Annotated in this window: 20 protein-coding genes and 1 riboswitch; of the genes, 9 read left to right on the top strand and 11 right to left on the bottom strand. The window is 68.4% G+C overall.

Annotated elements, in window-relative coordinates; genetic code table 11:
* Positions 1-7: 7 nt before the first annotated feature.
* From PQV94_RS05940 to erm, 6 genes are all read right to left on the bottom strand, one after another.
* On the bottom strand, positions 8-1,486 hold the full coding sequence (locus tag PQV94_RS05940) for a bifunctional hydroxymethylpyrimidine kinase/phosphomethylpyrimidine kinase (RefSeq protein ID WP_274287856.1): 1,479 nt from the start codon (positions 1,484-1,486) through the stop codon (positions 8-10).
* Positions 1,483-2,130, bottom strand: coding sequence for a thiamine phosphate synthase (gene thiE, locus PQV94_RS05935; RefSeq protein ID WP_274287855.1), 648 nt, complete (start codon positions 2,128-2,130; stop codon positions 1,483-1,485). Before thiE ends, PQV94_RS05940 begins: the two co-directional genes overlap by 4 nt.
* Positions 2,127-2,936: a hydroxyethylthiazole kinase gene (gene thiM, locus PQV94_RS05930; RefSeq protein WP_274287854.1), complete on the bottom strand. Its 810-nt coding sequence runs from the start codon at positions 2,934-2,936 to the stop codon at positions 2,127-2,129. The genes thiE and thiM overlap by 4 nt, the downstream gene beginning before the upstream one ends.
* A riboswitch (TPP riboswitch) is annotated at positions 2,928-3,019 on the bottom strand. It overlaps the preceding gene by 9 nt.
* 11 nt (positions 3,020-3,030) lie before the next feature.
* Positions 3,031-3,474, bottom strand: coding sequence for a GNAT family N-acetyltransferase (locus PQV94_RS05925; protein WP_274287853.1), 444 nt, complete (start codon positions 3,472-3,474; stop codon positions 3,031-3,033).
* Positions 3,471-4,379: an NAD(P)-dependent oxidoreductase gene (locus tag PQV94_RS05920; RefSeq protein WP_274287852.1), complete on the bottom strand. Its 909-nt coding sequence runs from the start codon at positions 4,377-4,379 to the stop codon at positions 3,471-3,473. Before PQV94_RS05920 ends, PQV94_RS05925 begins: the two co-directional genes overlap by 4 nt.
* Positions 4,380-4,432: 53 nt before the next feature.
* Positions 4,433-5,200 (bottom strand): 23S ribosomal RNA methyltransferase Erm, encoded by a 768-nt coding sequence (erm, locus tag PQV94_RS05915; RefSeq protein WP_274287851.1) that lies wholly within the window; start codon positions 5,198-5,200, stop codon positions 4,433-4,435.
* Positions 5,201-5,482: 282 nt separating this feature from the next.
* Between erm and PQV94_RS05910 the strand changes: the two genes are divergently transcribed.
* Both PQV94_RS05910 and PQV94_RS05905 read left to right on the top strand, forming a co-directional pair.
* The gene (locus tag PQV94_RS05910; RefSeq protein WP_274287850.1) at positions 5,483-6,478 is read left to right on the top strand and encodes a zinc-binding metallopeptidase family protein; all 996 of its coding nucleotides are present in this window, start codon (positions 5,483-5,485) and stop codon (positions 6,476-6,478) included.
* 127 nt (positions 6,479-6,605) lie between these two features.
* Positions 6,606-6,767 carry a hypothetical protein gene (locus PQV94_RS05905; protein ID WP_274287849.1) on the top strand — a complete coding sequence of 54 codons (162 nt, stop codon included), beginning with the start codon at positions 6,606-6,608 and terminating at the stop codon, positions 6,765-6,767.
* Here the strand turns inward: PQV94_RS05905 and PQV94_RS05900 are convergent.
* On the bottom strand, positions 6,764-7,768 hold the full coding sequence (locus PQV94_RS05900) for a LacI family DNA-binding transcriptional regulator (RefSeq protein WP_274287848.1): 1,005 nt from the start codon (positions 7,766-7,768) through the stop codon (positions 6,764-6,766). The two genes, PQV94_RS05905 and PQV94_RS05900, sit on opposite strands and share 4 nt — an antisense overlap.
* Before the next feature lie 70 nt (positions 7,769-7,838).
* On the opposite strand from PQV94_RS05900, the gene PQV94_RS05895 reads away from it, so the two are divergent.
* The 4 genes from PQV94_RS05895 to PQV94_RS05880 are packed head-to-tail and all read left to right on the top strand — an operon-like array spanning position 7,839 to position 11,912.
* Positions 7,839-8,897: an alpha/beta hydrolase gene (locus PQV94_RS05895; protein WP_274287847.1), complete on the top strand. Its 1,059-nt coding sequence runs from the start codon at positions 7,839-7,841 to the stop codon at positions 8,895-8,897.
* Positions 8,894-9,877, top strand: a complete 984-nt coding sequence (locus PQV94_RS05890; protein WP_274287846.1) for an alpha/beta hydrolase — start codon at positions 8,894-8,896, stop codon at positions 9,875-9,877. The genes PQV94_RS05895 and PQV94_RS05890 overlap by 4 nt, the downstream gene beginning before the upstream one ends.
* Before the next feature lie 18 nt (positions 9,878-9,895).
* Positions 9,896-11,200 (top strand): MFS transporter, encoded by a 1,305-nt coding sequence (locus PQV94_RS05885; RefSeq protein WP_274287845.1) that lies wholly within the window; start codon positions 9,896-9,898, stop codon positions 11,198-11,200.
* A 28-nt stretch (positions 11,201-11,228) separates the two neighbouring features.
* Positions 11,229-11,912 carry a CPBP family intramembrane glutamic endopeptidase gene (locus tag PQV94_RS05880; protein ID WP_274287844.1) on the top strand — a complete coding sequence of 228 codons (684 nt, stop codon included), beginning with the start codon at positions 11,229-11,231 and terminating at the stop codon, positions 11,910-11,912.
* Between the two features lie 5 nt (positions 11,913-11,917).
* On the opposite strand, the gene PQV94_RS05875 is transcribed toward PQV94_RS05880, so the two are convergent.
* Positions 11,918-13,090 carry an FAD-dependent oxidoreductase gene (locus PQV94_RS05875; RefSeq protein ID WP_274287843.1) on the bottom strand — a complete coding sequence of 391 codons (1,173 nt, stop codon included), beginning with the start codon at positions 13,088-13,090 and terminating at the stop codon, positions 11,918-11,920.
* Between the two features lie 57 nt (positions 13,091-13,147).
* Here PQV94_RS05875 and PQV94_RS05870 point away from each other — a divergent pair, with 57 nt between their 5' ends.
* Both PQV94_RS05870 and trpS read left to right on the top strand, forming a co-directional pair.
* Positions 13,148-13,759 (top strand): TetR/AcrR family transcriptional regulator, encoded by a 612-nt coding sequence (locus PQV94_RS05870; RefSeq protein WP_274287842.1) that lies wholly within the window; start codon positions 13,148-13,150, stop codon positions 13,757-13,759.
* Between the two features lie 132 nt (positions 13,760-13,891).
* Positions 13,892-14,941 (top strand): tryptophan--tRNA ligase, encoded by a 1,050-nt coding sequence (gene trpS, locus PQV94_RS05865; protein ID WP_274287841.1) that lies wholly within the window; start codon positions 13,892-13,894, stop codon positions 14,939-14,941.
* A gap of 71 nt (positions 14,942-15,012) precedes the next feature.
* Here trpS and PQV94_RS05860 read toward each other — a convergent pair whose 3' ends face one another.
* On the bottom strand, positions 15,013-15,936 hold the full coding sequence (locus tag PQV94_RS05860) for an NADP-dependent oxidoreductase (protein WP_274287840.1): 924 nt from the start codon (positions 15,934-15,936) through the stop codon (positions 15,013-15,015).
* A 121-nt stretch (positions 15,937-16,057) separates the two neighbouring features.
* On the opposite strand from PQV94_RS05860, the gene PQV94_RS05855 reads away from it, so the two are divergent.
* Complete coding sequence (locus PQV94_RS05855; protein ID WP_274287839.1) at positions 16,058-16,465, top strand: winged helix-turn-helix transcriptional regulator; 408 nt, start codon at positions 16,058-16,060, stop codon at positions 16,463-16,465.
* Between the two features lie 3 nt (positions 16,466-16,468).
* Here PQV94_RS05855 and PQV94_RS05850 read toward each other — a convergent pair whose 3' ends face one another.
* Together PQV94_RS05850 and PQV94_RS05845 are read right to left on the bottom strand one after the other, a co-directional pair.
* Positions 16,469-16,729 carry a hypothetical protein gene (locus PQV94_RS05850; RefSeq protein ID WP_274287838.1) on the bottom strand — a complete coding sequence of 87 codons (261 nt, stop codon included), beginning with the start codon at positions 16,727-16,729 and terminating at the stop codon, positions 16,469-16,471.
* 188 nt (positions 16,730-16,917) lie between these two features.
* On the bottom strand, positions 16,918-18,939 hold the full coding sequence (locus tag PQV94_RS05845; protein WP_274287837.1) for an ABC1 kinase family protein: 2,022 nt from the start codon (positions 18,937-18,939) through the stop codon (positions 16,918-16,920).
* Positions 18,940-18,946: the final 7 nt, after the last annotated feature.

Genomic DNA, 18,946 nt, shown 5'->3' with positions numbered 1-18,946 from the left:
CGGGGCGTCATCTGACCGCGGCGAAGAAGGCGAGCTCGTGACGGGAGGACACCAGGAACGCGTCGTGCATCGCGGCTCGGGTCGCCGCATCCGCCGTCGCCGCCGACCGGGCGACGATGTCGATCGCGCGGCGGGTGGACTGAGCGAAGACCGGGTCGGCGTAGGTGTCGAGCCAGGACCGATACGGATGCTCCTCGTGCGAGAGGGCGTGCAGTCGCTCGCCGACGTCCTGGTAGATCCAGTAGCAGGGCAGGAGCGCCGCGATGAGCACGCGGTAGTCGCCGCGGGCCGATGTCGCCAGCAGGTGATCGAGGTAGGCCGTCGTGACCGCATCAGGATGCTCACCGCACCCGGGCTCGCCCGCGAGCCAGTGCTCGTGCAGTTGCAGCTCGCCGAGGATCGCGTTCTGGGCGCTTCCGGCCCAGAACGCACGCTCCGCGGAGTCCGGCGCGAGGCGAGCGGCGTCGGCGAGGACGCGGGCGTACTCGCCGAGGTACAGCGCATCCTGAGCGAGATAGCCGAGGAACGCGCTCCTCCCGAGCGTGCCGTCGCCCAGCCCCCGCACGAACGGCAGGTCGTCGATCTCCGCACGGATGCCGGCGATGTGCTCCCACCACCCGGCCTCGACCTCGTGCGCGGTCGGCCGGGTGTCGAGACCGCCGCGTTCCCAGAGCCCGGCGAAGTGGCTGATCGGACCGTCGCCCGAGCCGACCTGGAGCTCAGCGCCGTGACGGATGCTCTCGGCGAGCCACCTCTTCGACTCCGCCGTCGCCTGCGCCCACTCGCCGGTGGCCGCCGCGCGGGTCGCCACCGCCGATGAGAGCGAGCAGCCCGTGCCGTGCGTGTTCCGGGTGCGGATGCGGGTACCGGCGAACTCGGTGACGGAGACGCGACCGTCGATGATCTCCACGAGCGCGTCCGGCAGCCGCTCCCCCGACAGGTGACCGCCCTTGGCGAGCACGCGCACGCCGTTCGCACGAGCCACGACACTCGCCTGCGCGAGCACGTCGGTCCACGCCGAAGCCTCGGGTGCGCCCGCGAGGATCGCGAGCTCGGGCACATTCGGGGTCACGAGATCGACGTGCGGTAGCAGCCGCCGGAGGGCGTCCTCGGCATCCGCGTCCAGCAGACGATCGCCGCTCGTCGCGACCATCACCGGGTCCAGTACGACGACCGGCGGGCGGATGCGGCCGAGCCAGGCCGCGACCGTCTCGATCACTTCGACGGTGGCGAGCATGCCGATCTTCACCGCATCGATCCGCACATCGTCGGAGACGGCGTCGAGCTGCTCGGCGAGGAACGCGACGGGCGGCACGTGCACCGAACGCACTCCGTGCGTGTTCTGCGCGACGAGGGCGGTGACGACGGCCATGCCGTAACCGCCGTTCGCGGCGATGCTCTTGAGATCCGCCTGGATGCCGGCGCCTCCCGTGGGGTCGGTTCCGGCGATGCTCAGCACCCGCGGGATGCCGCGCCCGGCGCTCATGCCGCATCCCATGCCGCGCGCAGCATACGGACCGCTTCTGCGGGGTCGCTCGCACCGCAGATCGCCGACACGACGGCCGCGCCCGCCGCACCCGCTCGCCGCAGCGGGCCCAGGTCGGTGGCGGTGACACCGCCGATCGCCACGGCGGGCAGCGCGCTCGCCGCGACCAGTCGCGCAAACGACTCGTGGCCCAACGGTGGCGGCGCATCGCGCTTCGTGGCGGTCGCGTGGAGCGCACCGATGCCGACGTAGTCGACGACACCGCTGTCGGATGCGGCCGCCAGCTGCTCCGGCGTAGCGGCGCTGAGGCCGACGATCGCGTCATCACCGATCAGTGCGCGCACTGCGTCCGGCGGAAGATCGCTCTGCCCCACATGCACTCCCGATACGCGCGCGCCCGCCTGACGAGCGGCGAGGAAGACGTCCACGCGGTCGTTGACGAGCAGCGCGACACCGTCGGGCAGCACGGCCGACACCCTCGCGACTGTGTCGAGGAAGCGACGTGCGGAGGCGTCCTTCTCGCGCAGCTGGACCGTCGTGACGCCGTTCGCCGTCGCCTGGCGTACCACGTCGACGATGTCGTGGCCCGCCGCCGCGGCGATGCCCGCATCCGTCACGAGGTACAGCGAGAGGTCCGCGTTCACGCGATCACCGCCCGAGTCCGCAGCGTCTCGGCGTCGAGTCCGGCGAGCGCGTCGAGGAACGCCACGGCGAAGCTGCCCGGGCCGGTGGCACGCGCCGCGGCGAGCTCGGCCGCGACGTTGTAGACCGTGACCGCGGCGACCACCGCCGCGAAGCGATCCTCCTCGACGCCCGCGAACGCGGCCACGACGGCACCGAGAGCGCATCCGCCTCCGGTGACGCGGGTCAGCAGCGCATCGCCGTTGCCGAGACGCACCTCGCGGGTACCGTCCGTGATCATGTCCACAGCGCCGGAGACGGCGACGATCGCACCGGTCGTCTGCGCGATGCGCCGGGCGGCGGCGACCGCATCCTCCACGCCCTCCGTCGCGTCGACTCCCCGGCCGCCGGCGCCCGAGCCGTCGAGGGCGATGATCTCGGATGCGTTGCCGCGCACGACGCTCGGCGCCGCCGCGACGAGCTCGGCGGCGAGCGCGGTGCGCACCGGCAGCACGCCGATCGCCACGGGGTCGAGCACCCAGGGAGTGCCCGCGTCCTGCGCGGCCCCCACGGCCTCGCGCATCGCCTCGCGCTGCTCGGCGCCGGGCGTGCCGAGATTGACCAGGACCCCCGAGGCGATGCGCGCGAACGGTCCCGCCTCCTCCGGGATGTCGACCATCGCCGGAGCCGCCCCGAGGGCGAGGAGGACGTTGGCGGTGAAGCCCGTGACCACCGCGTTGGTCAGGCACTGCACGAGCGGGCCGTGCTCCCGCACCGCCTCCCAGGCCCGGATGGTGGATTCGATCAGGTTCTCTGGCGCGCGCGTCATGTGCGACATCCCTCCGCTCGTACTGACGAGATCAGGTTCGACGGGTGTGATCTCAGCCCCGCAGGGCACCCCGTGTCGTATGTGTGGGTTCAGGTTAGCCGAGCGGGCGCTCGAGATGGAGGATCGGATGCGGCTGCCCCTCGCCGTCGAGCGCGGAGCGTCCGACCTCGATGAACCCGAGCGCCGCATAGAAGCGCTGGGCGCCCGCGTTCTCCTCGTTCACATCGACGCGAAGCGGGGCCGCTCCCCCTGCGACGCGCGCCACGAGCGCCCGCCCGATCCCTCGCCCGTGCCGGGTCGGGTCGACGAACAGCATCTCGATGACGCCGTCGCCGGAGCCGAGGAAACCGATGGCGGTGTCGTCATCGACCGCGACCCAGAGCACCGGCATCTGCGGAAGGTACTCACGCAGCTGCTGCTCGTAGAGGTCGACCTCGGCCGAGGTCAGGAAGTCATGCGTGGCTTCGACCGCGGACCGCCACACCTCCACGAGGCGCGGATGATCGGATGCGGCGGCCGGGCGGATGAGGACAGTCATGATCGCTCCTTCGTCGTCTCGTCCGTTCGCGCGCTTCGCGCGGCGAGCGCCTCGATGACGCCGATCATGTCCACATCCCCCCATCCCGCGTCGACGGCCTCCTCGTAGAGTCGTCTGCTCGCCGTGATCAACGGATGCGCGGAACCGACGGCTCGCGCAGCGTCTTCGGCGAGCCTGGCGTTCTTGAGCACATCGGCGATCGCCGCCTGCGCGGACAGGTCGCCGGCAGCGAGCTTCTGCGCCTTGCCGCGCGACACCGCCGATGCCATGGGACCCGCCGCGAGCACCTCTCGGAGCACGCCCAGGTCGGCGCCCGCACGTTCGGCGAAGTGGATCGTCTCGGCGAGTCCGGTCACCATCGTGATCAGATACGTGTTCACCGCGAGCTTCATCGTCAGCGCCTTGGGAATGTCTCCGCACCGGAACGTCTGCGCGCACATCGCTGCGACCACGGGCTCGACATGATCGAGCACCTCGGGCTCCCCCGCGAGCATGCCCACGAGCGTTCCCTCGATCGCGGGGCCCCGCGATCCCGAGACGGGCGCCTCGACGTACCGGCCGCCCGCCGCGGCGACATCGGCGGTCAGCTCCTGTGAGAAGGCGGTCGTGAAGGTCCCCATCTGGACCACTGTCCGCTCTGCCACGAGCCGGGCGAAGTCATCCGTGCCGCGTGCGAGCACGGCATCGACCGCCGGCTCGTCGCGCAGCATCAGGATGACGGTCTCGGCCGCGGCGAAGACTCCCGCGACGCTCTCAGCGGCCCGCGCGCCACGCGCGACGAGCTCGTCTCGCGGCGGCGCCGAGCGTGCCCAGACGACGACGTCGAACCCCACGTCGACGAGATTCGACGCCATGGGCACTCCCATGATGCCGAGGCCGATGAACCCGACCGTGCGTGCGCTCATTCCTGTCCCTCCCGCGTATCCATCCTGCCCGCTCGGGCTGCGAGTGGGCGCCGTCACGCGTCGGCACACGCCCGCCACAACCGCGCCCACTGGTGCGCACTCAGGTCACGGGGCAGCGCGCCGTGGGCGATGCCCACCGCATCCAGTCGACCTCGCGCGGCGGGGGTCGACATGCGAGTGACCGTCGCGAGGATCGCCGTCATGCCCCGCCCTCGGGCGGTGAACACATCGCCGACGAACCGCTCGTAAGCGCGCCGGTCCGCGACCGAGACGAGCGGCGCAGGGCGGCGGGTGATCGACAGAATGCCGCCGTCCACGGACGGCATGGGTCGAAACGCTCGCACCGGCACCCGCCCGTGCAGGGCGAAGGTGAACCACGGCGCCGACTGCGCAGTGAGGAGGGTGCCGCCGCCGACGCCGGCGCGTTTGCGGGCGACTTCCCACTGGGTCAGCAGGACCGAATGCTGCCAGCAAGGCCGCCGCAGAAGTCTCCGCATGATCGGCGTGGTGAGGTGGAACGGCACGTTTCCCACGACGACGGGCGCGTCGAGCGGATGGCGCAGGACGTCGGCGTGCTCGACGCGCACCGTGGGATGAGACCGTCGCAGTGTCGCGACGCGGCGCTCGTCGATGTCGATCGCGGTGAGCGGCCGGCCGAGACGGGTAAGACCCGCGGTCAGCGCGCCACCGCCCGCCCCGATCTCGAGGATCGGCCCCTCGGATGCGGCGACGAGCGTGACGATGCGGTCGATGGTGGGTGTGTGGACGAGGAAGTTCTGGCCGAGTTCGTGGCGGCCGCCGTGAACGGAACGGGTACGCATGAGCGCTCCAAAGGAAGATTCGGAGCACCCCGGTGAGCGGGTACGAAGAAGGACGCGCTGCCGGGGTGCGAGGACATCCCGGAAGACGGCGCGATCACGCGAAGATCAGCGACGCGCCGTCAGGCGCGGCGGTCGCGGATCGAGTAGACGAACGCCGTCATCGGCGCTGCGTTCAACGTTCCCATGCGCCCGAGTCTAGGTGACCAGTGCGACGGGGAGGACCGCATCCGGATGGATCGCAAGCCCGCACCGCCGATCGGTCCGTTCTGCCACGCTTGCCGGGTGAGAGCCTTCCGATGCCGCGTGTGCGGGAACGCCCTGTACTTCGAGAACTCCGTCTGCACGTCGTGCGGCACTCCGCTCGGCTTCTCCCGCGCTGAGGGCGAGATCGTTCCCGTCGATAGCACGGGCCGATACGTGGATCCGTCAGGGGTCGTGTGGCACGTGTGCCGAAACCTGGGCCTGTCCGGCTGCACGTGGCTGGCCGCAGTCGAGGGCGGTGAGTGCTCTGCGTGCGACCTCACCCGCGTGCGCCCCAACGACGCCGACCTCGAGGGACTTTCGCAGTATCCCGTCGCCGAACGCGCCAAGAGGTGGCTGCTCTTCGAGCTCGACCGGCTCGGCTTCGCCGTGGTCGGGAAGGCTGAGGACCCCGAAAAGGGACTGTGCTTCGATCTGCTCTCGAGCGTGCAGGAGAACGTCGTCATTGGCCATGATGCGGGCGTCATCACGATCGATCTGGCCGAGAGCGACGACGCGTACCGGGTGAAGGTGCAGAAGCAGCTGGGTGAGCCCTACCGGACCATGCTCGGTCACTTCCGTCACGAGGTCGGGCACTACGTCGAGTGGCTGCTCGTGGAGAACACCGACCGCGTCGCCGAGGCGCGCACGCTGTTCGGCGACGAGCGCGCCGACTACCAGGCCGAGATCGACCGCCACTACTCCGAGGGGCCGCCGGCAGGATGGCAGGCCCGCTACATCTCGACGTACTCGACCATGCACCCCTACGAGGACTTCGCCGAGACGTGGGCCCACTTCCTGCACATCACCGACACGCTCGAGACCGCCGACCAGTACGGGCTGGCCACGTTCGCGGGAGTCGATGCATTCGCGACGTTCCGCGATGTCGTGACGGAGGTCTGGATGCCGCTGGCCACCGGGCTCAACATGATCAACCGCTCGATGGGCAAGAGCGACCTCTACCCGTTCCTCCTGCCGGACCCCGTGTTGGAGAAGCTCGACTTCGTCGCATCACTGCGACGAGAGCACGGAGCATAAGGCCGGCGGTTCAGGACTCCTCCGGCGGCTGAGGGACGTCGTTGAGAGATCGGTCGCTCCACCGGGACTGCGTGAACCGCGGTGACGAAGTTGGTATCGAAGCTCTTCGGTCGGTCACTGTGGCCCCATGACGAGAACTGTTCTGTATTACATCGCCGGCGCACTGTTCGCTCTGGGCGCCGCCGCAAGCGGAATCGGCCAGCAGTGGGTGATGACGGGCGCATTCACGGCCATTGCGGCGGCCTTCCTGGTCGTCGCAATCCGATCGCAGCGGTCCCAGCGCCGCTAGTCGTGCGGCGACGTCGCCGCCGGCACCGTGCTGGCTCGGACCATGAGCCTGGGTGTGAGAACGAGCGAGCCGAGGTTGGCATGCTCTCCGCTGGCCAGATCGAGAATCAGACGCATGGCCGCCCGCCCAGATTCCTCGAAGGGCTGCCAGACGGATGTGATGCCGAGAAGCTCGGAGGTGGCGCTGCCGTCGTAGCCCGCCAGAGCGATCGAATGTGGGCCACGCTCCGCCAGCACGGCGTGGATCTCTGCCGCGAGCTGGTCGTGATTGGCGACGATGGCGGTGACGCGTGGGTCCGCGAGGGCGCTGTCGAGTTGCACGGCGAGGGCAGTGAGGTCGGCAGCCTCGCAGGGAACGACCTCGATGTGGCGGGAAAGCCCTTCCGCCCGCAGCATGCCAGCGGACAGATACTCCGTGGACCGCTGCGGCTCGTGCACGAAGGCCACACGACGGTGCCCACGATCCGCGAGGTGCCGTCCGATCAGCTCGCCGCCCCGGCGGTCGTCGATGAGGACGACGGGAATGTCGGGATGCAGACCGCTGCTGTCTGGCACGTCGACGAGGACGACGGGAGGCCCCGGCAACGATGCCGTGCGCGTGGCTTCGCGCGACAACGGCGCGCCCATCACAATGATGCCGTCGATGCCCGCCTTGACCGGCAGAGCGTCCAGGACGGGCGCCGCGGATCCCGCCGTTGACGGGAGGTCGTGCACGACAATGTCGACATCTGCAGATGACGAGTACGTCAGCATCCCCGTGAGCCGCAGGTAGTACGACGGATAGGTCGAGAAGGGAGCCGCGACCGCGATCCGCTTGCCCGCCGGGATGTGCGCCTGCCCGCGATAGCCGAGGCGAACTGCCGTGTCGATCACAGTCTGCCGCGTGAGAGCGTTCACTTTGTGCGGACGATTGATGGCGAGCGAGACCGTTGAGATGCTCACCCCCGCGGCACGCGCCACCTCGTAGATCGTCACACGACCGCGTTCTGAGCTCTTGGCCATTTGCATTATCCAAACACTTGTATCGAAGTGTTTTGATTATAGAGAGTGGAGTTGACGGAAGGACTCCACGATGAAGAACACCCGGAAGGGCGATCCCTTCGTCGCAGCAGCTGCGCGTCGGGTCGAGGAAGTCGCGAGGCCCGTCATGGGCGACTCGTGGCGGCACGGGTTTCCTAAGGACCCTGTGCAGCGGCGGTCTTACGCACAGCGAATGGATGCGGCAGCGACAGAGGCAACGGGAGTCGCCGCCCCTCAGGTTGCGACTCAGGAGCACATCCTGCCTGTCAGCGGCTACCCGGAGGCTCGTCTGCGCGTCTACTGGCCGACTGCGGAGCCGCTCGACTCCTCCTCGCCGGTGCGACTGCCCGTCCTCGTGTACTTCTTCGGCGGCTCGTTCACGATGGGCGGAATCGACTGGTCGGGTCTCGACACGATGTGCCGCGTGCGGGCCGCGGAGGCCAGGGTAATCGTGGTCGCGGGTGAGTACTCCCTCGCACCCGAGGTCACCTACCCCGCTCAACCGGAGCAGTGCTGGAGCGTCTTCGAATGGGCGATCGCCCATGCGCCGGAGATCGGCGGAGACGCGGGTCGCATAGCCCTCGGAGGCGCATCGGCAGGAGGGAACCTCGCCGCTGCGGTCACGCTGATGAACCGCGACCGCGGCGGTCACCCGCTTCGCCTGCAACTGCTCGAGGTTCCCGCCCTGGATCTGACCGGCCGCCATCTGGACGCACGAGCGATCTCGCCACTGATGCCCGGTGCCGTAGTGCGCCGCATGCTCCGACCGATCGTGCGTGACTACCTTGGCGCAGACAGCGTCAGCAGGGCAGCACCTCAGCCTTACGCGTCGCCGCTTCGAGCGCGGGACCACTCGGGGCTGCCCCCTGCACTGATCCTGACCGCGGAGCGCGACGTCCTGCGCGGTGACGGTGAAGCGTATGCGCGCGTGCTCGCGGCGTCGGGAGTGCCCGTCACCTGCGTCAGATATCTCGGACAGGATCACGGTTCGGCCGGTCACCGCCGTCTCAACCCGGCGGCTGACGACGCGCACCGACAGGTCGTCGCGACGCTGCGTTCCCTTCACGATGACGCCGTCGATTACGCAGAACCTCCGGCGACGGCGCCATGACCGAGGCTCCGGTCACCGTCTCGCCCGCCATCCTCGCGTGGGCCGCCCGCATCACCCAGCTGTCTTCCGCGCTCCCCGACCTGACCAGCGCGGATGTCGCAGCGCGACGCGCCGCGGAGCGACGACTCTCCGACGCGGTCGCTCGTGAGTTCTGTGCTCCCCGCGCAACGGGCGTCGGGATCCGTAACGACATCGTCCGCACGCGAGCAGGATCTCTCACCATCCGTCGCTACCTCCCCGACGGCTTGGCCACTCCGGCCCCGACCGAGGTCTTCCTGCACGGAGGCGGCTTCATCTCCGGTTCCATTCACGAGATCATCAACGACAGACTGCTGACGGCACGTGCCCGCAGCGTTCGCATCCAGGTGATCTCGGTGGACTATCGCCTCGCTCCGGAGCACCGATACCCCGCCGCCGTCGACGATGCCATCGCCGTGATCGACCTCTTGTGCGAACAGCCTCGCCGGTTCGGGGTGGATGCCGGCCGGATCGGGATCGCGGGGGCGTCCGCGGGCGCGGCCATCGCCGCGAGCGCGGCGCTTCGTCTGCGGGACCGAGGCGATATCACCCTCATCCATCAATCGCTCGAAGTCCCCGCCGTCGCCTTGACGGCATTCGGGCCCTCCGCCGTCCAGTTCGCCCACGGATTCGGGATGGACGGATACCAGGAGCTGCCCGCCCTCTATCTCGACGACAACGGCTCGAACGCGTATGCCCAGCCGCTCCTCGCCGACGACCTCTCCGGACTTCCGCCCACCTTCGTCCAGGTCGCCGAACTCGACCCGCTTCGAGACGCCGGCCTCGCCTACGGCGAGCGCCTGCGCGATGCCGGGGTGCCGACCGTCGTCTGTGTCGGCGCGGGACACGTGCACGGCTCCCCCGGCCTGACCGCGACCTTCGCACCGGCACGCACCTGGCAGCGGCGATCGGCCGCAGCCGCCCGGCTCGCATACCGCCATCGCGCACACCCCGCCGCCTGAGAAACCCGAGGTACGACGATGTTCCCTCCCAGAAACCTGCCTCCGACTGCGCAAGCCGCCGAGCCGACCATCGCGCCGAACGGTGCCGCGCGGGACGAGATCGCCGGAAGTCCTCAGCCTCGCGGATTCCTGTCCTTGTTCGTCGTGGCGTGGTTCGGGGTGACGATCGCGCTCGGCACGATCGGCGGTGCCTCCATCCCGAAGGCTCTGGCGTTCCTCGACGACGCGACGAAGGCGACGAACCTGTCGATCATCGCCGGCGCCGGCGGGATCGTCATCATCGTCATCACTCCCCTATTCGGACGACTCTCCGATCGAACGATGTCCCGCTTCGGCATGCGACGACCGTGGCTGGTCGGCGGAGCCGTCGTCGCGACGACGGGGATCGTGATCCTCGCGCTCAGCGACAGCTTCGTAGGAACACTGGTCGGCTGGCTGATCGTTCAGACGGGCTTCGGGGCGACCAACATGGTCATCCACGCGCTACTGGCCGACCAGATCCCGCGACGCATCCGGGCGCGGATCGCCGCGGCCGCCGGCGTGGCGACCGGGCTCGGCCTCATTGTGGGCGCACAGGTCATGGCCGTGCTGCCGAACGACCAGAGGTGGGCCTGGTTCGTCGTTCCGGGCATGGTCGGGGTGGTGTTGAGCACCGTCATGGTGTTCCGCTTCGACGACATCGTGCGCACGACACCGGCCCCGTCGCTCAGCGGCCGGGACATCCTCTCGACGTACTGGTTGAGCCCGCGCCGGCATCCCGATTTCTTCTGGGCGTTCCTCTCGCGGTTCCTCGTGACGATGTCGATCACCGCCATCTCGACGTTCCTGCTGTACATCATCATCGATCGCCTGCACGTGCCTGCGAGGGCGGCCTCGCCCGTACAAGCGCTCGCGCTCGTCGTCTTCACCATCGGGAACGTGATCACTGCCGTTCTGTTCGGGTGGATCTCGGATCGATCGGGACGACGCAAGGCGGTCGTGACCATCGCGAGCCTGCTGAGTGCGATCGGGCTGCTCGTCACGATGCTCGCTGGCGATGTCGAATCGATCCTCATCGGGATCGCGATCGTGGGCGCAGCCCAGGGTGCGTACGTCTCGGTCGATGTCGCTCTCATGACCGAGGTCCTGCCCTCCTTCGATGAGGCGGGCAAGGACCTCGGCATCGTCGCCCTGTCCTACCAGGTGCCGCAGCTGGTCGTCCCGGTGATCGCACTTCCCCTCCTCGCTGCCGGCGGAGGCGGTTACGACGCGTTCTTCGCCCTCGCCATCGGATTCTCGGTTCTGGGCGGTCTCGCCGTCCTCCCGATCCGTTCCGTTCGCTGACCAGGTCCGCCCCACAGGAGAGAGTCCCATGAGCCGCCGAGCGATCCTCAGTGTCCTCGCGCTGCTTCTCGCGCGAGGCGCACTCTTAGCCGCTGCCGCATCCCTTCTACTCCCTGCAGGCGCCGGAATCCTGCTCAATGTCGTCATCGTCGCCGTCGACCTCGCGACGATCCTGCTCGTCGTCACCCTCGTTCGCCGGAGCGGGAGGACGCTCAGGAACTTTCTCGGTCCGTTCGCCGCAGGTCGGGATCTGTCGTTCGCGGCCGTCACGATGCTGGCCCTTTTCCTCAGCCTGGGCGGCGGCACCCTCATCGGCAACGCGCTGGTGTACGGCGGTCCCCCGCCGATCGGCTCGTCGGCCGATTCCGTGCCGCTCTGGGTCGGGCTCTGGTCGCTGTTCGTGATGCCCGTCACGGTGGCGATCGCGGAGGAGCTTCTCTACCGCGGGTGGGCACAGGAAAGGCTGCTCACGGCATGGCGCCCCTGGACGGTGATCGCTGTGATCGCCCTCGCGTTCGGTGTGCAGCACGCACCGCTGTCCGCAACCAGTCCAGGCGAAGCGGTGGTGCGTGTGATCGCAACCGGTCTCGCCGGCGCGGCCCTTGGCATCATGCGCTATCGAGGGGTATCGCTCTGGGCACTCATGATCGGCCACTGGGTCTTCGACGTTTTCGGCCTCGGCGTGCCCGCCTTTCTGCGCTCGCTCGCCTGAAGCCCTCAAGCCTCCAGCTGGGCGATGCGCCGAGCGAGCACACCCCGACGCCGGGGAGAACGAAGCAAGACCCGGATCACGGTGTTGCGCACCCCGCGAAGAGATGAGCCCCGAAGCGTGGCCATACGGGTCATGCGGTCGGTAAAGGTGATCACGCGCTGCGCTGCGGGACGACGCAGCAGCTCGTAGTCGTCGAGCGCCTCCTCCCCGCGCGCCCCCGAGAGCACGTCGGCGAGGAGTCCCCCCAGCATGACGGCGTCCTGGATACCGAGATTCATCCCCTGGCCGCCTGCCGGGCTGTGGACGTGCGCAGCGTCGCCGGCGAGGAAGACGCGGCCGTCGCGGTACGAGGCGGCCAGTCGGTGGGCGACGCGAAAGCGCGAGCTCCAGGCCACCGATCGAACGACCGCGTCGTCGGGACCACGCTCGTCGAGGATCCGCTGAACATCGGCAATGCTGGGCTCGGACGGGGCATCGTCCATGGTCGCGACGATGCGGTGGTGCCCGCCGGGAAGCGGCGCGACGACGACCAGCCCCTGCCGCGCGAGAAAGAGCTGGACCTCGTCGGGCGCCAGTGACCACGTCATCGATACGTCGGCCAGCACGAAGGAGGCGGCGTACTCCGACCCATCGAACGAGATCTCGCGCTCCTGCCGGACACGACTATGACTGCCATCCGCGCCGATGACGAAACGCGATGTGACCTTCTCGCGGGTGCCGTCGCGGTGGCGCAGCACGGCGACCTCGTTCGCGCCGCTCCCGACGCCGGCGAAGGACTCGAACTCGACCCCCCTCTCTGCCTCGCAGCCGAGCCGCGACAGCTCGGCGCGGAGTAGTTCCTCGGTGCGCGATTGCGGAAGCATGAGGGTGAATGGGTAGTCGGTGTGCAGGCCACGGAAGTCGAGACGTGCGAGTGTCTGCGAGCCGTCACGCACGGTGAAGTCGGGCACGACCACCCCCTCTTCGAGGATGGGGCCCACCACGCCGATCTCGGAGAGGACCTCGAGAGTGCGCGCGTGGATGACGGCGGCTCGTGACGTCGACGCGCCGTGCGGCGCGGCATCCACGATGCGTACATTCACGCCCCGTCTCCGCAACATCACGGCAGCGGCGAGCCCAACGGGCCCCGCGCCCACAATCAGAACGGCAACCGGTTCGGACGTTTGATATGTCAACATGCGTTGACATTCTCATCGCCGTCACTAAAAGTCAACAGTCGTTGCTAAATTAGACCTATGGCTATCCCTAACAGTCCTGCTCCGACGCCGAAGGGCCGGCGCTCCCGAGAGGCGATCCTTCGTTCTGCTGTGGCCCGCTTCGAATCCGATGGGTTCGAACGCACGACAGTACGGACGATCGCGAAGGATGCCCAGATCGATCCCGCGATGATCATCCGGTACTTCGGCAGCAAGGAAGCACTGTTCCTCGCCGCCACGAGCATCGATCTCGACCTCCCGAAGGTGGATGCGACGCCGCGAAGTCGACTGGGTCACGCCCTCGCCCGGCACGCTGTGTCCATGTGGGGTGGTGAGAGCCCTGGCCGCGCCCTGCGCATTTTGCTGCGCGCGTCCGCAGAGGATGAGGGCGCCGCCGAGCGGGTGCGTGCGGTCTTCGCCGCCCAGACACTGCCTTTCCTCTCACGCGAGCTCCCGGACTCCGCGCTGCGCTCCAGCCTGATCACGTCGCAGATTCTCGGTTACGCCTTCGCGCGATATGTGATCGGGATCTCTCCCCTCGCAGGGGTCGGCGATGACGAGGCGGCCACACTGCTCGGCGCCTCGCTTCAGGCGATCATCGACGCCCCCGACGCATCCGGAACACAGAGAGCCGGTCACGTGGCGCGGTAACATCCCCCTCATGCGTACGTCGATCTCTTCGTGGTGGCTGCAATAGCAGCCAGGTGACGCATCTCCGCGGGCTGCACGGCAGCCCGCACCCCCGCGGTCTCTCCGTGCAGTCCTGACTTCGAAAGGGCTCTCATGGACTCATACACCGCAACGCAGGCCAGGATGGCCGACTTGGACGGCCGCATCCGGGCCGAGCCGTCGCGGTTCCGCGTGCTCACCGGCGAACGCCCCACCGGCCGACTCCACCTCGGCCACTACTTCGGAACCCTCTCCGAGCGGGTCGCACTCCAATCCCGCGGCGTCGAAATCTTCCTCGTGCTCGCCGATTACCAGGTCATCACGGATCGGGACACGGCACGCGACGTCGGTGTGAATGTGCGCGAAGCAGTGCTCGACTATCTGGCGGCCGGCCTCGATCCCGCCGCGACGACGATCTTCCCGCACTCTGCGGTGCCGGCACTCAACCAGCTTCTCCTCCCATTCCTGAGCCTCGTCACCGAGGCGGAGCTGCACCGCAATCCAACCGTCAAGGCGGAGACGGCAGCGTCAGGGCGCGCGCTCAGCGCACTCATGCTCACGTATCCCGTGCACCAGGCAGCCGACATCCTGTTCTGCAAGGGCAACCTGGTGCCCGTGGGAAAGGACAATCTGCCACATGTCGAGATGACCCGGACCGTCGCACGGCGTTTCAACGAACGGTTCGGCGCACTCTTCCCCGAACCGGAACCCTTCGTGACCGCCTCGCCCGAGGTGCCGGGAGTGGACGGGCGGAAGATGTCGAAGAGCTACGGCAACGCGATCGCGCTCGGTATGGGCGACGACGAGACTGCCGCAGTGATCCGACGAGCCACGACAGACGGCGGGCGCCGCATCACCTTCGACCCCGAGCGGCGCCCAGGCGTGGCTGCGCTCCTAACCACGGCATCCCTGTGCACCGGAACGGCGCCGGAGCACATCGCGGAGGCGATCGGCGATCGCGGCAGCAGCGAGCTCAAGCGCGTCGCGACCGAGGCGGTCAACGAGCGGTTCGCGGAGCACAGACGACGCCGGGCCGCGCTCGCGGACGACGCAGACGTCGTCGATGGGGCTCTCGCGGCCGGCATCGAGCGGGCGAATCGTATCGCCGATCAGACACTCGAGGAGGTTCTCGACCGGATGGGCATGCGGTATCTGCCTGCCTGACCTTCGGCCCCGGCGTCGCGCACGAGGGTCCGTCGCGGCGGAAGCACGCACGACGGCCCCTCGTTGCCCGTTCAGTCGGCGAGCACGATCCGTCCGCGCACGCCGCCGGTCTCGAAGAGCTCATGCCCGCGCGGTGCCTGATCGAGCGGGAGGACCCGAGCGACGCGCGGCGTGAGCTCTCCCGCGTCCACGGATGCGGCAAGCCGGGCGAGCAGAGCACCGTCGGGCGTGTGCTGGACGGTCTCGATCGTGACACCGCGTTCCGGGGCGGGAGCGGCGGGAGCCAACACCGATACAAACCGGCCCCCGTCGCGCACAAGGTCGATGCGCCCGAGCGAGGCGGCATCGATCAGCGCGTCCACACCCTGTGGCGCGATGCGCGCGAGCTCCGACGCGAGGTCCGCGTCGCGCGGCACGAGTGCGGTGGCACCGAGATCACCGAGAAGATCGGCGTCGCCGGGCGCCGCAACGCCAATCACTCTCGCACCGCGAGCCGCGGCGAGCTGTACCGCGAAGCCTCCCACACCGCCGGCAGCTCCGGTCACGACGACGGTTGCACCCGGCGCAGCCTGTGCCGCGTCGACCGCGAGCCACGCCGTCGCACCGTTCAGCGGGAGCGTGGCCGCGGCGACCGCATCCGCCGAGGCCGGCGCGAGGGCGACCGCGTCAGCGGGAACCACGATCTCGTCCGCGTAGGAACCGGCGTGCGTTGTGAACCAGGGCGAGATGCCGATCACGGCGGACCCGACATCCAGGCCCGCGACGCCAGGACCGGCTGCGGCGACAGTGCCCGCGAAGTCGAACCCGGGCACGGAGAACTGCCGCTCGGGCACGGCATCACGCAGCGCACCGCTGCGGAGGAGGATGTCGATGGGGTTGATTGCACGAGCGGCGATGTTCACCCGCACCTCCCCGTGGCCGGGGCGCGGCTCGGGGATGTCGGTCACACGAAGCGAGTCGGGACCCCCGAAGTTCGAGACGACGATTGCGCGCATGAGCATTCCTCCTTCATGAGTAAGTGAGACCGGCGGTTCCGACCTCGGACTCACGATAGGAAAAGTGCTACCTTCTCGTCAGTACGTACCTTTTAGTGCGTTACATACAGAGGAGAAGCACATGGTCACGCTGACGGCACGCGAACGACGCACGGAGCGCAAGGCTCAGTACGACGCGTTCCTCGCCTCCTGCCCCACGCGGCAACTGTTCGCGACGATCAGCGACAAGTGGGTCGGTCTCGTGCTCGTGGCGCTGGCGGATGGACCGCAGCGATACAACGCGCTGACGCGGGCGATCGCCGGCATCAGCCCGAAGATGCTGACCCAGACTCTGCGAACGCTCGAACGCGACGGCCTGGTCGTGCGCACGGTCACGGCCTCCGTCCCGGTGCGCGTCGATTACGAGCTGTCCGGACTCGGCCACGATCTGCTCCCCCTGATGATCAGCATCAAGGAGTGGGCCGAGGACCACATGGATTCCGTCGCCCAGGCACGGGCCTTTTTCGACGCGTCGACCGAGGGTGCGTAACCGTCAGATGTACCAAACCTGGAACTTCCACTTCTCGGCGCCGTTGTAGTGGCAGGGCGTGTACGCGGTCACTTCTCGCCCCGTCGCCCGCAAGCGGTTGAGCGTCGAGCTCCGCCAGCCCTCGCACTCGGACTTGGTCGAGTAGTGCGTGTAGTTCTCACGGACCTCGGTGACTGCGGCCGCTCCCGGAGCCGCGATCATGCCCGCGCCGCCGATCATGCCCAGCGCAAGCAAGCCGGTGACGAGATTCTTCTTGACGTTCATCTTTTCCTCCCCGATGAGATGTCAGTACTCGCGTCAGGCTAGGCGGAAAAGCTGCCTCGGCGCGATGGGCTTGTGAGTAACCGGTGAAGCGACTCGGTTGCCATCACTTCACCGCTTCACGCGGCGGGAATTCGATCCGTTGCGGTAGCACGCCGCCTCGCCGTCGAAGTGCCCGATGACGGCTCGGTTCAGCCGACCCGATCCGACGGGGTCCTAGAGCGCACGCGGCCGGACACCGAGAACAGTCGCACGAGGGTTCGGAGCGCGAGCACCATACCGCCCGCACCGACGAACGCACCGGACAGCGCGGAGAGCGAGAGAGATGGCGTCAGCATCGGCCCGCCGGTGTGCAGGACCAGGATGACAGCGAGAACGCAGGCGATCATCCCAAATCCTGCGGTCAGCACGTCGGTGATCTGAGCACCTATCCATCGTCTGTCGTCCGGATCGTGGAGGACCCGCGTTCCCCGACCCAAGGGCGCACGATCCAGAGCCTCGGTGATGCGATCCAGACGCGCGGGCAGCCTCGTGGCCACGACGCCCACCGCGAGGGCGGTGCCCGCCATCTCAGGGATGCTCCGCGCCAGATCAGATTGGGCGCGCATGACATCAGGAGCGATCGTCCGCGCAACCTCGACAAGACTGGTCGCTGGATCGATGATCCGCACCGCACCGTCGATGTTGACCAGGGTCCTCACGGCCGCCGCAGCGTCTCCGGGTACGCGGATGCCGTGTGCGCGAAGCACTTCGAACACCCGGGCAAATGCCTCGACGTCGAGGCGATCCTGCAGTCGGAGCATCGTGATCTCGCGACCCAGATCGCGACGGAGGCGCCCCATGTCCAAGGTGGGACGAGTCTCGAAGGCGAGCGTGAGAGTGGTTGTTGCAAGCGCGGCATCGCCCGCGAGGACCGCGAGAAGCAGCCCGCCGAGGAGCCGACGAGTCTCACTGTCGAGCACGCCGATGACGCCGAAATCCAGGATCCCGAGACGCTGGTCATCGAGCACGAGGATGTTGCCCGGATGAAGGTCCGCGTGGAAGACGCCCTCGACCAGGATGGTTGTCAAGGACGCGGTGATGAGCGTGCGAGCAAGGGCGGTGCGACGCTGCGGGTCGAGCACAGCGACCGCCTCTCCCGTCAAGGGTCTCCCCCTGAGCCGTTCGAGCACGAGCATCCGCCGAGTGGAGAGCTCGGAGACGACCGCCGGGACGACGATGTCCGCGTGCGATGAGAGCGCCGCGGCCCCCATCATCGTGTTGCGCGCTTCGAGACGGTAGTCGAGCTCGTCGCGGAGCGACCCAGAGAAACCCGATGCGAGGCCGGAAAGGTCCATCTCGCGCGCCCAGGGCTGTCGCGACTCGACGGTGCGAGCGATCCGGATCAGGATGTCGGTGTCGACCTCCACCTGCGCGCGAGCCCCGGGGCGCTGAACCTTCACCACGACGTCACGACCATCCCGCAGTGTCGCCGCGTGCACTTGCGCAACAGAGGCGGCCCCCAAGGGAACCTCGTCGAATGAGGCGAACAACTCTCGGGCAGCGACGCCCTGCTCGGCGAGGACGGTGGCGACAATGTTCGCGGTCGGTTCGGGGTCCGCATCGGATTGAAGGGCAGAGATCGCAGTCGTGAACTCCGCGGGAAAGAGATCGGTTCGCGTCGCAAGAATCTGACCGAGTTTCACGAAGGTGACACCGGCCCGGTTGCAGAAGCGCACGAACACCTCTCCGAAGACCTCGCTTCGTGGCCCGGACCGAATGACTGCGTTCATGCCGGTGGTCGCTCCGACCCAGATGATGCGGCCGTAACGAACGGATCGACGAGTGGCGCGGACGGACCGCGTCCACGCCTCGCGCGGCCCTGGCACGTGGCCTGTCGGCATGAACGCCTCGAGGACGATCAGGGTGGCGAGACAGGCGACGAAGATCCATGCGAGCACCGCGAGGAAGAACAGTCCCGCAACCATCTCGGACGTCATGAGAGAGCCGTCGGGACGGGCGATGCCGAGTGCGACCGCCAGCGTTCCGCTCAGGGGAAGTCCGATCCCCCAAGCGAGGAACAAGACGAGACCGGCGCGAATCCACCCGATACGCACTCCCAATGCGCGCCGAACGCTTGTCACGAGGACGACCAGGGTCAGTCCTAGGCCGACCAGGGAGACGAGGACGGTGAGAGCAGACTCCAGCGGCCCCCACGCTGACTCAGTGATCATGCATTCT

Origin of the sequence: Microbacterium sp. Clip185, assembly GCF_028743715.1 — a bacterium.
Lineage (GTDB): Bacteria > Actinomycetota > Actinomycetes > Actinomycetales > Microbacteriaceae > Microbacterium.
The sequence above is the reverse complement of the archived record's forward strand: the minus strand, read 5'-3'. Positions and strand labels throughout refer to the sequence as shown.